We start from the raw sequence: 14,028 nt of genomic DNA on the forward strand, positions 1-14,028 counted from the left end.
CTCAACAGAAATTGCGGCTGCGGCGGGCCCAGGACAGATCGCCGGCGTCGGCGCCGCGATCCTGCAGACTCGACAAGGCCGCGCCGAGGTCATGGAGCTTGTAGGCGACCAGGTGAACGACCTCGCCCTCGCGCTGGATGCGGCCCTCCACGCCGAGCAGGTGGGCGCCAAGCGCAATGCGGCGCTGCTTTTCGTAGAGCGTGCGCCAGATCACGAGGTTGGCCACGCCGGTCTCGTCCTCAATGGTCATGAACATTACCCCCTTGGCTGTGCCGGGCATCTGGCGCACCAGCACCAGACCCGCGGTCTTGATGAACTGGCGGTCGCGACCTTGGGCGGCGGCCTGGCACGGGCGCCAGCCCTGGTTTGCGAGGTCGTCGCGCAGCAGGGCCAGCGGATGACGCCGGAGCGAGAGGCCGACATGGCTGTAGTCCTCAACGACCTGGCGACCCTCGGTCATCGCCTTTAGCGCCGGTTCCGGCTCGTTCAGGGCGCTGGCCCCGACCGCGTCAAACAGCGGCAGAGCCGCGTCTCGCAGGCCTTTGATCGCCCACCCGGCCTCGCGTCGGTCAAGCCGCAGGCCTGGGGCGAAGGCGTCGGCTTCGGCCAGGCGCGACAGGGCGCCGGTCCCGACCTGGGCGCGCCGCCACAGGTCGTCGGCCGAGGCATAGGGCGTCTCCTCGCGCGCCAGGACGATGCGCGCGGCGTCGGTTTCGGCAAGACCTCGAACCATCCGCAGGCCAAGGCGCACCGCCAGGGATCCGTTGCGGCGTTCTTCCAGCGTGCAGTCCCAGCGCGAGGCGTTGACGCAGATCGGCCGGACCTCCACGCCGTGCTCGACGGCGTCGCGGACGATCTGGGCCGGCTGGTAGAAGCCCATGGGCTGGCTGTTGAGCAGCGCCGCGCAGAAGACCTCGGGGTGGTGGCATTTGAGCCAGGATGACGCATAGGCCAGAAGGGCGAAGCTGGCCGCATGGCTTTCGGGAAAGCCGTAGGAGCCAAAGCCCTCCAGCTGGCTGAAAGTGGCCTGCGCAAAGTCTTCCGGATAGCCGCGAGCGACCATGCCGCCGACCAGCTTGTCCTTGAAGTGGGAGACCCCGCCGGTGAACTTGAAGGTGGCCATGGCCCGGCGCAGTTGGTCGGCCTCGCCGGGCGTGAAGCCGGCGCACTCGATCGCCACCCGCATGGCCTGCTCCTGAAAAAGCGGCACGCCCAGCGTCTTGCCCAGCACCTTCTCCAGCTCGGGCTTGGGATAGGTCACCTTCTCCTTGCCCTCGCGACGGCGAAGATAGGGGTGGACCATGTCGCCCTGGATGGGACCGGGCCGTACGATCGCAACCTCGATGACCAGGTCGTAGAAGCTGCGGGGCTTGAGCCTGGGCAGCATGGCCATCTGGGCCCGGCTCTCGATCTGGAAGACGCCCAGGGTGTCGGCCCGGCGGATCATCGCATAGGTGCGCGGGTCTTCGGGCGGAATGGTCGCGAGATCGAGCGCGATCCCCTTGGCGTCCTTGAGCAGATCCAGGCCGCGCTTGAGGCAGGTCATCATCCCCAGTCCCAGGACGTCGACCTTCATGAACTTCAGTTCGTCGATGTCGTCCTTGTCCCACTCGATGATCTGACGATCCTCCATCCGCGCCGGCTCGATCGGGACCAGCTCGTCGAGGCGATCATGGGTCAGGACGAAGCCGCCGGGGTGCTGGCCAAAATGCCGCGGGGTGTTGAGCAGGACCTGGGCCAGCTCCAGGGTGAGACGCAGGCGTCGGTCGGAAAGATCCAGACCCATGTCACGGGCGTGCTTTTCCTCGATGTCCTCGCGGCTGAAGCTCCAGATCTGGCTGGAGAGCCCCTTGGTCATGTCCTCGGGCAGGCCCAGGACCTTGCCGACGTCACGCACCGCGCCGCGCGGCCGGAAGCGCTGGACGACCGCGACGATCGCCGAGCGATGGCGGCCATAGGTTTCGAAGATCCATTGCATCACCGTCTCGCGGCGCGCGTGCTCGAAATCGACATCGATGTCCGGCGGCTCGTCGCGCTCGGCGCTGACGAAGCGCTCGAACAGGAGGTCGTTGCGCTCGGGGTCGATTGACGTAATCCCAAGCACATAGCAGACGGCCGAATTGGCGGCCGAGCCGCGGCCCTGGCAGAGAATGTCCTGGCTCTTGGAGTAGCGGACGATCGAATTGACGGTCAGGAAGTAGGGCGCATAGCCCAGCTGCCCGATCAGCTTCAGTTCGTGCTGAAGGATCCGGCGGACATCCGGGGTCACGCCGTCCGGAAAGCGCTGGGCCGCGCCTTCCCAGGTCAGGCGCTCCAGGGTCTGTTGGGCCGTCTCGCCATCGGCGACCACTTCACGCGGGTACTGGTAGCTGAGCTCCGACAGCGAGAACTGGCAGCGGGCGGCGATCGCCACCGAGGCGGCGACGGCGGCGCGATGGCGCGGGAAGAGGCGCAGGATCTCGGCGGGCGCCTTCAGATAACGGTCGGCGTGCCGGTCGCGCTTGAAGCCGACATCGTCGATCGTGGTGTTCTCGCGGATACAGGTGACGACGTCCTGAAGGAGCCGCCGGTCCTTCTCGTGGAACAGCACCCGGTTGGTGACCACGGAGGTGACGCCGGCGGCGAGAGCCATCTGCTCAAGCTCATAGAGCCGCAGCGCGTCGCCCGGCCGTCGGCGCAAGGTCAGGGCGACATGGGCGTCCGGGCCGAAAATGCCCGCGAGCTTGCTCAGCTGCTGAGCAGTGGTCTCGTCGGCGTCCTCGGGCACGAGGATGGCGATCAGGCCCTCGGCGTGGGCGGCAAGATCGGTGAGATCAAGGTCGCAGCCGCCCTTGCCGGTGCGCGTCTTTCCCAAGGACAGCATCCGCGACAGGCGGCTATAGGCCGGCCGGTCGGTGGGCAGGACCACGATCGTCATGCCGTCGCGCAGGACCAGCTCGCAGCCGACGATCAGCCGAACCCCGGTTTCCTTGGCGGCGATGTGGGCGCGCACCAGGCCGGCCAGGCTGTTGCGATCGCAGATGGCCAGCGCCCGGTAGCCTAGCCGAGCAGCCTCGTCGAACAGCTCGCCGGGAGATGACGCCCCGCGCAGCAGCGAGAAGTGCGAGGCGCATTGGAGCTCGACATATTCGCCAAGATCTTCAGGTGCTTGGCCGGGTGAGCTCATCCGAACACCCCGGCCATGAACCAGCGTTGACTGCCGGTGGCGGCGTCTTCGCCGTCGCCGTCGCGATAGATCCAGTAGCGCTCGCCGCCTTCGTCTTCGACCTGGAAATAGTCCCTGGACCGGGCCAGTTCGGCATCGGCCTTCCACCACTCGCCAAACACCCGCTCAGGGCCGTCGGCGCGTCGAACCCGCCGGCGCACCCCGCGCCAGGTGAACGAGGCCGGCGGCTGGTCGGGGAGCAGAGCGACGGTCTCGATCGGTTCGGGACGAGGGAAGAACCGGGTCGGCCGCGGCCAGTCGACGGGCCAGGAGAAGGCGGCCGGCGTTTCAGCCGCCGGCGCCTTGCGCACGCTGCGCTCGGGGATGTCGCTTTCGGCGCTGGCCAGGCGATAGACCGCCTCCGCGCCCAGACGCACCCGAAGCGTGTCGATCAGGCCCGACAGATCGGCGACGCGTCTGCCGCCCAGCACGTCGTCTTGGCTATAGGCCAGCGGCGCGGCGCGCGGCGCGGCCAGGACCATCTTGTCGACTCCGAAGCCCGGATCGACCTTTTCGAGCTTTTCACAGAGCAACTTGGCCAGCCGGCGAGCGTCACGAGCCGGGGTCGACAGGCTAATGCGCGCGCCCTCGACGCGATGGTCGACCCGGTAGAACCAGGCGTCGATCGTCTTGGCGCCGAGCGTTAGAGCTTCAAGCGTGGCGCAGAGTTCGACCGTCAGTTCGGTCAGGTAGCGGGCTATGGTTTCGGGCGCGCCGATCGGCTCAGCGAAAATCTTGGCCGCGCGGGGCGTTTCGGGCGAGAACACCGGCTCGATCGGCTCGCGCTCGCGGCCATGGGCCTGGTCAAGCCGGCGGACGGGCTGCAGGCCAAAGCGGTGAACCAGCGGGCCCTTGGCCGTGGCCTCCAGCTCGCCGATGGTGTCGAAGCCCGGCTTGGCCAAAGCCTGGACGGTCTCCGGCGGCAGGCGCAGCGCCGCCACCGGCAGGTCCTTGAGCTGCACGCCCAGGCCGCCGGGCGGCACGACGAACAGCGAGCGTCGCGAATAGCGGGCAAGGGCGTGGGCGCCGCCCCAGCTGTCGGCGATCGCGACGGTGGCTGCGTAGCCGGCCTTAGCGAGGCGCCGGCGCAGGTCGATCAGCATCTTCTCCTCGCCGCCGAACAGATGCGCGCAGCCGGTGGCGTCGATGACCAGGCCGTCGGGCGGATCGGCCGCCACCGTCGGCGAGTAGAGCCGCTGGGCCCAGAGCGCCAGGCGCTGCAGGGCGGCGTTGTCGCCCTCGGCGTCGAGGTCGTGGAGGAGCAATCCTGGAACGAGGGCGGTGGCGTGGGCGACGGCCTGGCCAAACCGCAGACCGGTCTTGGCCGCGGCCAGGTTCATGTGCGCCACTGCGCGTCGGCGCCCGACGCGCCCGACCATGACGATCGGGATGTCAGGCGACGGCGCGGCCTTGCCCTGCATACGGGCCAACCGGTCGGTGGGCCAGCGGGGCAGGAAGACGGAGATGACCCTTTGCGTCACAGGCTTCTAGCTCGATGTCGAAGGCGTCGCCGGCCTTGCAGCGGAGGAGTTCGAGGAACCAGCGGGGACGACCCACGCCGGGAACAGACGGCGGAAGCGGCGAAGAGGGCAGGGGGGAGACCCGCCACCGCGTCTCGGCCGCCGTCGGCTGGCCAAGGTCGGCCGCGTCAGCGATCCGTCGCCATCTTCGGACCGCTATGGCGATCTGACCGCTCTTCTCGGCCGCCAGCTGCAGCCGACGCGAAGCGGTCATGGAGAGCTTGCCGACCTCGCCAATGACGCCCGCAAGCCCTGGCCAGCGCAAGCCTTCCTCCATCGCCGCCAGCACGCCGGCCTCGTCGCCGGCGTCGGCGAAGATCACGCGCTCTGGCGGCAGGCCGGCCTGGGCGAGCGATGGGGCGAAGAGATCGGCCTGCCGCCGGCACCAGAGGACCTCGCCCTGGGCTCGGGCCAGGACGCCGGCGGCGAACCTCGCGGCCGTCGCCCCGTAGAGCGCTTCGTCCGCGCCGCCCGCCACCTCGTGCAGCGCGCCCATGGCCAGGCCGCCGCCGGGCAGCCGAGCGTCCAGGGGCGGCACGCCGAACGGTAGAACCGCGCGGGTGACGCGATCCTGGGTCTCCAGGGCGCGGACCTTGCGGCGAAGCGCGTCGAGCGCGGCGGGGGATGGGGTGAGAGACATGCTGACAGAACGGCCTTGTTCCATCTTTGTTCTCGTTAGCGCAGGAGAGTCAATCGACTCCCGGATGCGTCCAGGCGCCGCGCCAAGGCCAAGATTAAGGCGGCGCAAGGGTTTGGGCGGACTCAGAATTTTTCAGTAACGACCAAAGCTGACGTAAGCTCGGCCGGAAAACGGGGCGCCAACGCGCCGCGTTCGGCTTGGTGGTCTAGACGGGCAGGGCGGCTTGGACCGAAGGCGGCGCGCTGGCGAAGCTGGACACGGTTACGCCCAGCAGGCGCACTCCTGTCCGCAACGGGTACACCGACCGCACGAGGTCCTGGGCCAGCAGGCGCAGGGTCGCCGCGTCACTGATCGGCGCGGCCAGGGACCAATGGCGGGTGGCTTGCGCGAAGTCGGCGTACTTGATCTTGACCGTGGCGGTGCGGCCGTAGGCATGCGCCTTCTGGCACTAGGCGAAGACCTTCTCGGCCAGGGCCGCGATCTCGGTTTCAATGCGCGTGGTGTCGAGGAGGTTGGTCTCGAAGGTGGTCTCCGACCCGGAGGACTTACGCTCGCGGTCCGGATTGACGGGCCGGTCGTCGACGCCGCGGGCGATGCCGTAGATGTCCTCGCCGCACTCGACGCAGAACAGCAGGCTCTCGCCGGCCGGCAGACGGGCGCGAGCGCTCAAGACCCCGTCGGTCACCGTGTCCTCGATCTGGTCGAGCACGCCCCCGTCAAGTGTCCAGCCGCCGGCCATGCGTCGCGATAACTCCAGATTTCCCGAGCTTTAGGTGGGCATTGCGTCGGCGGCTCTCCAGACCAGACGGCCCGAGGCGAGCCGGTCATATTGTCGCGTCGGCGCGTCGGCTGGCGGGCCACGCCAGTCCTCATCAGGGCATGGTGACTGCGCTTCCTCCGAGACTTCAATGGCGGCGCCCCCTAAAATTGACGGGTTGCGCCGTCCGGGCCGCCTTGATCGACTGATGTCCGGGGCTTGGGAGGCGATGATGGCCAAAGGCCCCAAAGCACTCGCGATCCTGTCCCTGGCGCTTGCCGGCCTGCTCCTGGGGCTGTGGGCGGCGACGCAATCGACCGCCCACCAGTTCGGTTATCCCGCCGCCTTTGGTCCGGGGTGGGCGCAGGCTGGTTCGATCCGGCTCTATCCGCCCTGGGCCTTCGTCGACTGGTACGGCCGCTGGGCCGAGGCCTATCCGCAGGCGTTCGACCAGGCGTCCCTGGTCGGCCTGGCGGTGTTCCTGTGGCCTTTGCTGATGGTCATCGGCCTGACCCGCCGGTTCGTGGCGCGGCCCCGTCCGTTCGGCAAGAACGCCTGGGGCGGTCTGACCGACGCGCGGCGGGCCGGGCTGGTGTCGGGAGGGCGCCTGCAGGGACGCGTGCTGGGCCGCCTGAAGGGACGCCTCCTGACCATCGGGATGATGGCCCATTGCGTGATCGTGGGCGCCTCGCGTTCGGGCAAGGGGGCGGGGCACGTGGTGCCCTCGGAGATCGGCTGGGGCGAGAGCGCTTTCACCTACGATCGCAAGGGGGAGCTTTGGCACATCACCGCCGACTATCGGCGGACCTTCTCCCACACGTTCTACTTTGCGCCGACCGATCCCAACACCGCGCGCTGGAACCCGCTGTTCGAGGTCCGTAAGGGCGCGATGGAGATCGCCGACATCCAGAACATCGTTGGCATCCTGGTCGACCCGATTGGCCTGAAGGGCGGCAATCTCGACTTCTTCGACCAGAGCGCGGCCAACTTCTTCACCGGCGTGATCCTGCATTGCCTTTATGCCGAGCCCAACGAGTACAAGACCCTGGGACACGTCCGTCGGCTGCTCATCGACATCGAGGCGACTTTGGACGCCATGCTGGCCACCAAGCATCGCTGGCGGCCCGACGCGGCCGCGCCGGACGGCCTGGCGCGGGACGGCAAAGGCCAACCGATCGCCGAGACCCATCCAGAGGTGTGGCTGGGGGCGACGGCGTTCAGATCGATGGAGCCTCGGGTTCGCTCAAGCGTCCTGGCCACGGCCCAGAAGTCCCTGGCCCTATGGGCCGACCCGTTGGTCTGCCACGCGACCGGAGCCTCTGACTTCTGCATCGGCGACTTGGTCTGCTCCAAGGCCCCGGTGAGCCTCTATTTGATCACCCCGCAGGCCCACGCCGACCGCTTGGCGTTCATCGTCCGTGTGATGTTGCGTCAGAGCCTCAACAGCCTGATGGAGACGGTGGACACCGACAGCCGCGGCCGTCCCAAGCGCCACAAACTGCTGATGATGCTCGACGAGTTTCCCAAGCTCGGCCCGCTACCGTTCTTGGAAAACGCGCTGGGGGAGATGGCGGGCTACGGGATCGCCGCCCATCTGATCTGCCAGTCGTTCAACGACGTCTTCAAATACTACGGCGTCTACACCTCGATCTTCGACAACTGCCACGTCACGGCCGCCTTCGCGACCTCCGAGCCGACCAGTATCGAGCGCGTGGTCAAGCGGGCCGGGCGTGCGCTGGAAATGCGCGAGAGCTTCAGCGACCCGCGTTTGGCCTTCGGCAAGGGCCATCGCAGCCGAAACCAGGCCGAGGTCGAGCGATACGTCCTGGCCGAGCAGGACGTACGGGCTCTGCCAGCCGACAAGCAGTTCCTGTTCGTCAGCAACGCCAAGCCCTTCATCACCGACAAGATCCGCTACTGGGAGGTGCCGGCGATCGCGGCGGTGACGCGCAACTTCTTCGCTGGCGAACGGGCGCGCTTCGTGCAGACGCCCGAGACGCTCGATGTGCCCGGCCCGCCGCCCAACGACTGGCTCGGCGTGCGGGCAGCAGCGCCCGGCGACCGACCCCTCAAGAGCGCCCCGGCCTCGACCGCGCGGAAACCCAGCGGGCCGCCGCCGGCCATCCTTAGCGTCGCCGACCTGACCTTCAGCTTCGAGGATTAGCTCATGGCCCTGACCGACCCGGTGACCGCGACACGAAAGTCTGACGCCCTGGCCCAGGCCCTCGGCCCCGCCGTCGCCGCGGCCCTCGCCGCGGACGACGTGGTGGAGGTGATGGTCAACGCTGATGGCCGCGTGTGGGTCGAGCGCGCTGGGCGGGGCCGTGAGGACACCGGAGTGGTGATGAGCGCGGCGGACGCCGAACGCGTGCTGCGCCTGGTCGCCGATCACGCCGGCGAGGTGGTGACCCACGATCAGCCTCTGATCAGCGCCGCCCTGCCGGGCGGCGAGCGGTTTCAGGGGATCTACGCGCCGGTCGCGGCTGGCCCGTGTTTCGTGATCCGCAAGCGTCCGGCCATGATCTTCACGCTCCAGGACTTTGTCGTCCAAGGGGTCGTGGACCCTGGTCACGCCGCCGCCCTGGCCGAGGCGGTGGCGGCGCGCGAGAACATCCTGGTGGCCGGCGGGACCGGCGCGGGCAAGACGACCATGGCCAATGCGCTCCTGGCCCTGCCCGCCTTCGCACAGGATCGGGTGATCCTCATCGAGGACACTGCCGAACTTCAGTGTTCGGCCGAGGATCAACTGGCGCTGCTGACGCGCCGCGCCGCGCCGGTCGTGACCATGGCCGAACTGGTGCGCAGCGCGCTACGCCTGCGCCCAGATCGCATCGTGATCGGCGAGGTGCGCGACGGCAGTGCGTTGGACATGCTCAAGGCCTGGAACACCGGCCACCCCGGCGGAGTGGCGACGCTGCACGCCAACAGCGCGGCCGAGGCGCTCGATCGGCTGGAGGACCTGATTGGCGAGGTCAGCCAGCGCGTGCCGCGGCGTGCGATCGGCCAGGCGATCGGTCTCATCGCCTTCTTGACGAGAACCTCTAAAGGACGCGCCTTGAAAACCCTGCTGAGGGTCGGGGGATGGAGCGAGGAGACAGGCTACCGACTGACGCCGATCTGATGAGCGCGCCAGGGACGGTGGCCGGGCCGCGTTGCGACCCGCCTTTCAGCTCAAGGGCGAAGGACCCAAAGATGACGACGTAGCTGAGGTTGTTGTCATCGGCGCCCTTGGCGCGCGCGCCAAGCCAGTACATCCCTGCCTTCGGCGGGCCTTCCGCAGATCGAGGCGCTCGACGAGTGATCGCTGTCGCAGAGTCCGTTCGTGCGGATCAGTACAGGCGAAAATCGAACCAAGACACTCGGTGGGTGGCCGCGGGAGATCTTGTTCCTGGGCAGAGCGTGCTGATGGCGGCGGGACAGGTTCAGTTGTCTCGGTGATCGGTACCGGGCGTCAAACTGGCGCCTTCACTCAAGATCGAAGGTTTCAACACCTGCTTCGTGGGTGATCAGTATTCTGGGTCCACAACATCTGTCTGGCTTGGCCGTTTAGTGATCTAGAACAACGCCTAGAGATTGGTGTTCAAGACTGGTCGAACTGTCCGCTATCGATCGCAACGATGTCGGGGGCGGGTCGAACGGACCGGACCCGTCGCCGTTCCGGCGGGCGTCAAAGGCTTGATCTGGGAACGTCCACGTTCGTCGGCGATTGAGCCGCGACAGACGGAGGCGACGATGCGGCTACCGGTGATGATCCTGGCGACAGCGGTTCTGGCCGCATCCTGCTCGAAATCGTCCGAAATGCCGAAAGCGGATGAGCGCCCGGGCCAGCAGGCCGCCGAAGGGCCGTCGGCGCGAGGTTCGGCCGAGCGCGAGACCGGGCCGGATTCAGGGACGACTGCGCGCCAGAACCCTGCGCCCAGTTCTTCCGACGGCGGCAACGCCCATGAAGTTCCAGCCCAGATCGACTCGAAGCGATAGGCCCGTCGGAACTAGGCCGACTTGAGAACCTTGCCGACCAGGTCTCGGGCCTCGGTCTGGACGGCCTTGAGATGTTCGGCGCCGAGGAACGATTCCGCATAGATCTTGTAGACGTCCTCGGTGCCGGACGGCCGAGCGGCGAACCAGGCGTTCTTGGTCGTGACCTTTAGCCCGCCGATCGCTTCGCCGTTGCCGGGCGCGGCAGTCAGAATGCTGGTGATGGTCTCGCCCGCCAGGCTCTCCGCCGACACGTCGGTGGGGCTGAGCGCCGCGAGCCGGGCCTTTTCCCGGCGATCGGCGGGCGCGTCGATGCGTGCGTAGGCGGGCGCGCCGTATTGGTCGGCGAGGCCGGCATAGAGCTGGCTGGCGCTCTTGCCGGTGACGGCCTGGATCTCGGCGGCCAGCAGCGACAGCAGGATGCCGTCCTTGTCGGTTGTCCAGACCGAACCGTCCCTGCGCAGGAACGAGGCGCCGGCCGATTCCTCGCCGCCAAAGCCCACCGAGCCGTCCAGAAGGCCGGGCACGAAGTGCTTGAAGCCGACCGGCGTCTCCAGAAGTCGCCGGCCCAGCCCGGCCACGACGCGATCGATCATCGAGGAGGAGACGAGCGTCTTGCCGACCGTGACGTCCTGCGCCCATTGCGGGCGATGGGCGAACAGGTAGGCGATGGCGACGGCCAGATAATGGTTGGGGTTCATCAGGCCGCCGTCCGGCGTGACGACGCCATGACGATCGGCGTCGGCGTCGTTGCCAACGGCCACGTCGAACGGCGTTTGCCCCTTCATCATCTCGATCAGATTGGCCATGGCGCTGGGCGACGAGCAGTCCATGCGGATCTTGCCGTCGCTGTCGAGCGGCATGAACGCCCACTGGCGGTCGACCCTGTCGTTGACCACGGTCAGATCCAGCCGATGGCGCTGGGCGATTTCGCCCCAATAGGCGACGGCGGCGCCGCCCAGCGGATCGGCCCCAATCCGCACGCCCGACGCCCGGATGGCGTCCAGGTCGAGGATGGCGGGCAGGTCGTCGATGTAGAGGCCCAGGAAGTCGTGGTTCCTGGCTGCCGCCCGGGCGCGCTCGAACGGGGCGCGGCGAACTTCGCGCATGCCGCCTTCCAGCAACTGGTTGGCCCGGGCGGCGATGGCCGAAGTGATTTCGCCGCCGGCTGGGCCGCCGGAAGGCGGATTGTACTTGATGCCGCCGTCACGCGGAGGGTTGTGCGACGGGGTGAGCAGAATGCCGTCGGCCTGTGCGCCGTGGGCGCGGTTGTGGATCAGGATGGCGTGGGAAACGGCGGGGGTCGGCGTGAACCCGTCGGTTGCGTCGACGAGCGCCTCGACGCCATTGCCGGCCAGAACCTCGAGAACCGAGCGCCAGGCCGGTTCCGACAGGGCATGGGTGTCGCGGCCGACGAAGACCGGGCCAGTAATCCCCTGGCTGGCGCGGTGTTCGACGATGGCCTGAGTGATCGCCAGGACGTGGCCTTCGTTGAAGGCGCCGTCCGCGCTCGAACCACGGTGTCCCGAGGTGCCGAAGGCCACCCGCTGTGCGACATCGCTCATGTCAGGCTGGCGATCGGCATAGGCGCACACCAGGGCGTCGACGTCCGTCAGGTCCTCGGGGCGCGCGCGGCGCCCGGCGTGTTCGTGCATGGATGTCCCCGAAATGACTGGCCCCTAATATGCGCTATAGCGGGAAAGGTTCCGATATACGGCTTTAACTCTCTCGCGGCCTGCGGGCATAGGTGCTCGTCGATCCTTTCGCGCCCGGATCTTGGCGTGACGCCGCTGTGGATCAGGGCCTTGAGACAACCGTCGCGATCGGCGCCCAGCGCCACTCGCTGCAGCGCCGGGGCGCGGCCGCCGACCATCCGATAGACGGGTCAGCCGCACGGCGCAGCCCGTCAGATGCGCGGCGCAGGCCGCTAGCACCTGTTGCTGCCACAGGGTCTTGCCGCCGACGAAGGGAGAGGTGGCAACCACACGCGTCTGGTCGATCCCGAACATCTGAGCATGGCGGCGGTGATCAGCTCGCCTGGCGAGAGCTCGGTTTCGAGATTGGGCCGATCGCCAGGCAGGCGATGGAAGTCGGTCAGCGGCAGGCTTGTGTACGCCCGCCCGACCCGCGAGATGGACAACGGCGTCGAGGGCGGCCAAGGCCACGCACATGTCGGACGGATGCACGGCGATGCAGGCCTCCGAAGCACCCAGGATGGCGTGCATGCGGCGTGCGCTTTAAAGGCTAGCGGTTAAGCCGCAGGCGCGAAGCGCCTGTTCAGGCTTAACCGCATGCCGAGCCCAAGCCGGGCGGCGAGTTGCCGGTCAAGGCGGGCCCTTGAGGGGCAGATCGACGTCTGGCCCTTCATCCGTAGATGGGCCCAGAACCCGGCGTATACGCAGACCGAAGCGGTTAGGTCCGATCTGCTGACGCCCCCGAGTTCCGCTAAGGGTGGTTAGAAGACCTTGGCTGACCTATCGTTTCGACATGAGCCCAGCCTCCGCCACCCAATCTGCTGACCCACCCGCCGTGAAATCGCGTGCTGGAAACGACCCGCGACGGCTTCTCGAGAGCGCTGTGCAAGGTCTCACTGGCGGCTCAGGTCGCCGCCCTGCCTCGATAGGTTCCCATGCTTTGGCGGCGAGATTGAGAGGCCGGAGGGTTTTCATGGCCTCGGCGTTGGCGGGGCTTCTGGGAAGTCTAACTGCCTGCGTTGGGCCGACATTCAGGTACCGATTTCGCCTGTCGGTTAATGTCAAGATCGGCGAAAAGTACGTCACGGGAAGCGGTGTATGGGAACGCGTTGCTCGGAATGTAAACGCATTTCCAAATGGGGAAATGGCGCACTTAAATACACTCGGTGACGCGATCGAAATTGACTTGGGCGGAAACGTTCAGCTTTTCGTGTGTCGGGTTGGCTGGTCTTACGACGATGAGAGAATTTTCCTCAATCTCAAAGGCTGGTCTCCGGATAAATACTTTGATCGGTTGACGTCGATTCAGGGCGATCTGGACGCCCCTGGGGGCGGAAAGCGTGGTGCACTTGCGCGGCTAAGGAGCAGTTCGCCCATTACGGTCGAGGCGACGGATTTGCCTCTGATCGTGCGCTTCATTGACCCGACAGACGCCAGCAGTGTGCAAGTTATTGATCCTACGAAGCTTCAAGAACTGATTGGCGTGCCGATCGAATTCGCTTCAGCGACGGTCGAGATTACCAGAGATAAAGTAAATCGGTACATCCAGAAGCGCTTGCCTTGGCTTGCCAAAAATGGATCTGCGGCATATCTGAGCACCACCACGAGGTACCCAGACCGATACGTCGCACAGAGAGAAGATTTCACGCTATAGTTTTGGGGCGATCAATGTCTAATGCGCTCTTTATGGCGATACTGTCGATGATGACTATAGGCTAGAAGTGACCGCGTGATTTCGGTTGTCGAGCGCAGGACTCGGCCGCCCGCATCGTTCGCCACCGTCGGCACCGACCCGGCGCGCTCTTGAAAGCGGACCGCCCGAGGGTCGCCTACGAGTCAGGTTCCGTCTAGGGGCGGGGCCGAGCGCCTGCAATGCGCCGCACCATTCGCGTTCCTGGGATTCAGCACCATGGACCGGCGGCATTGCCGGGAACAGCCAGTGGATGGGCTCTGCTAGGGTGGTTGGTGTTTGAAGCGGTCTGAGAGCTGGCGCTGGGTCTGTCCGACTTGGGTCGCGAACCGAAATTGGCCCCGCGCCGGCAACCGGACCTTGGTCCGGACAAGAGACCGGCGCGGTGGCGGTGCCCTCAATGTCCGGTCTCAGTCAGGGCGCTCATTTCCGTTCCCGACCCGTAGCGGACCGTTGGTACGTCCGTTAAGATCGTGGAGAAGCGGGGGCATTTCGTGACGCTGACCGGCGACGTCTCTTCTGTGCGGCTGACTATCGTTGGCTACCA

8 protein-coding genes and 1 pseudogene are annotated in these 14,028 nt (G+C 67.0%); 3 read left to right on the forward strand and 6 right to left on the reverse strand.

All coding sequences use genetic code 11. The annotated features are described in order from the left end of the window. Window position 1: 1 nt before the first annotated feature. The 5 genes and pseudogenes from DDF67_RS13215 to DDF67_RS13235 form a co-directional block, all read right to left on the reverse strand. Entirely contained in the window at window positions 2-3,166 is a 3,165-nt protein-coding gene (locus tag DDF67_RS13215; RefSeq protein ID WP_109101346.1) for an error-prone DNA polymerase, read from the reverse strand. Then, a complete protein-coding gene (locus DDF67_RS13220; protein ID WP_233247652.1) occupies window positions 3,163-4,686 on the reverse strand; it encodes a Y-family DNA polymerase in 1,524 nt (507 codons plus the stop codon). Before DDF67_RS13220 ends, DDF67_RS13215 begins: the two co-directional genes overlap by 4 nt. Next, on the reverse strand, window positions 4,598-5,365 hold the full coding sequence (locus tag DDF67_RS13225) for an ImuA family protein (protein WP_109101354.1): 768 nt from the start codon (window positions 5,363-5,365) through the stop codon (window positions 4,598-4,600). Before DDF67_RS13225 ends, DDF67_RS13220 begins: the two co-directional genes overlap by 89 nt. Window positions 5,366-5,570: 205 nt before the next feature. After that, window positions 5,571-5,798, reverse strand: a pseudogene (locus DDF67_RS26400) (DinB/UmuC family translesion DNA polymerase); the annotation flags it as partial. 15 nt (window positions 5,799-5,813) lie between these two features. Then, the gene (locus DDF67_RS13235; protein WP_109101349.1) at window positions 5,814-6,104 is read right to left on the reverse strand and encodes a TraR/DksA C4-type zinc finger protein; all 291 of its coding nucleotides are present in this window, start codon (window positions 6,102-6,104) and stop codon (window positions 5,814-5,816) included. A gap of 250 nt (window positions 6,105-6,354) precedes the next feature. Between DDF67_RS13235 and DDF67_RS13240 the strand changes: the two genes are divergently transcribed. Both DDF67_RS13240 and trbB read left to right on the forward strand, forming a co-directional pair. Further along, window positions 6,355-8,286: a type IV secretory system conjugative DNA transfer family protein gene (locus tag DDF67_RS13240; protein ID WP_109101355.1), complete on the forward strand. Its 1,932-nt coding sequence runs from the start codon at window positions 6,355-6,357 to the stop codon at window positions 8,284-8,286. Window positions 8,287-8,289: 3 nt separating this feature from the next. Further along, on the forward strand, window positions 8,290-9,243 hold the full coding sequence (trbB, locus tag DDF67_RS13245) for a P-type conjugative transfer ATPase TrbB (protein WP_109101350.1): 954 nt from the start codon (window positions 8,290-8,292) through the stop codon (window positions 9,241-9,243). An 868-nt stretch (window positions 9,244-10,111) separates the two neighbouring features. Here trbB and pgm read toward each other — a convergent pair. Next, a complete protein-coding gene (pgm, locus tag DDF67_RS13250) occupies window positions 10,112-11,752 on the reverse strand; it encodes a phosphoglucomutase (alpha-D-glucose-1,6-bisphosphate-dependent) (protein WP_109101351.1) in 1,641 nt (546 codons plus the stop codon). 1,012 nt (window positions 11,753-12,764) lie between these two features. Between pgm and DDF67_RS25340 the strand changes: the two genes are divergently transcribed. Further along, window positions 12,765-13,445 (forward strand): hypothetical protein, encoded by a 681-nt coding sequence (locus tag DDF67_RS25340; RefSeq protein ID WP_146198027.1) that lies wholly within the window; start codon window positions 12,765-12,767, stop codon window positions 13,443-13,445. Window positions 13,446-14,028: the final 583 nt, after the last annotated feature.

Source organism: Caulobacter endophyticus, assembly GCF_003116815.1.
Lineage (GTDB): Bacteria > Pseudomonadota > Alphaproteobacteria > Caulobacterales > Caulobacteraceae > Caulobacter > Caulobacter endophyticus.

Bases quoted from the DNA above. Each gene is read 5' to 3' on its own strand.
- trbB (WP_109101350.1), top strand. From the start codon at position 8,290: ATGGCCCTGACCGACCCGGTGACCGCGACACGAAAGTCTGACGCCCTG.
- DDF67_RS25340 (WP_146198027.1), top strand. From the start codon at position 12,765: ATGGCCTCGGCGTTGGCGGGGCTTCTGGGAAGTCTAACTGCCTGCGTT.
- pgm (WP_109101351.1), bottom strand. From the start codon at position 11,752: ATGCACGAACACGCCGGGCGCCGCGCGCGCCCCGAGGACCTGACGGAC.
- DDF67_RS13240 (WP_109101355.1), top strand. From the start codon at position 6,355: ATGGCCAAAGGCCCCAAAGCACTCGCGATCCTGTCCCTGGCGCTTGCC.
- DDF67_RS13225 (WP_109101354.1), bottom strand. From the start codon at position 5,365: ATGTCTCTCACCCCATCCCCCGCCGCGCTCGACGCGCTTCGCCGCAAG.
- DDF67_RS13215 (WP_109101346.1), bottom strand. From the start codon at position 3,166: ATGAGCTCACCCGGCCAAGCACCTGAAGATCTTGGCGAATATGTCGAG.
- DDF67_RS13235 (WP_109101349.1), bottom strand. From the start codon at position 6,104: ATGGCCGGCGGCTGGACACTTGACGGGGGCGTGCTCGACCAGATCGAG.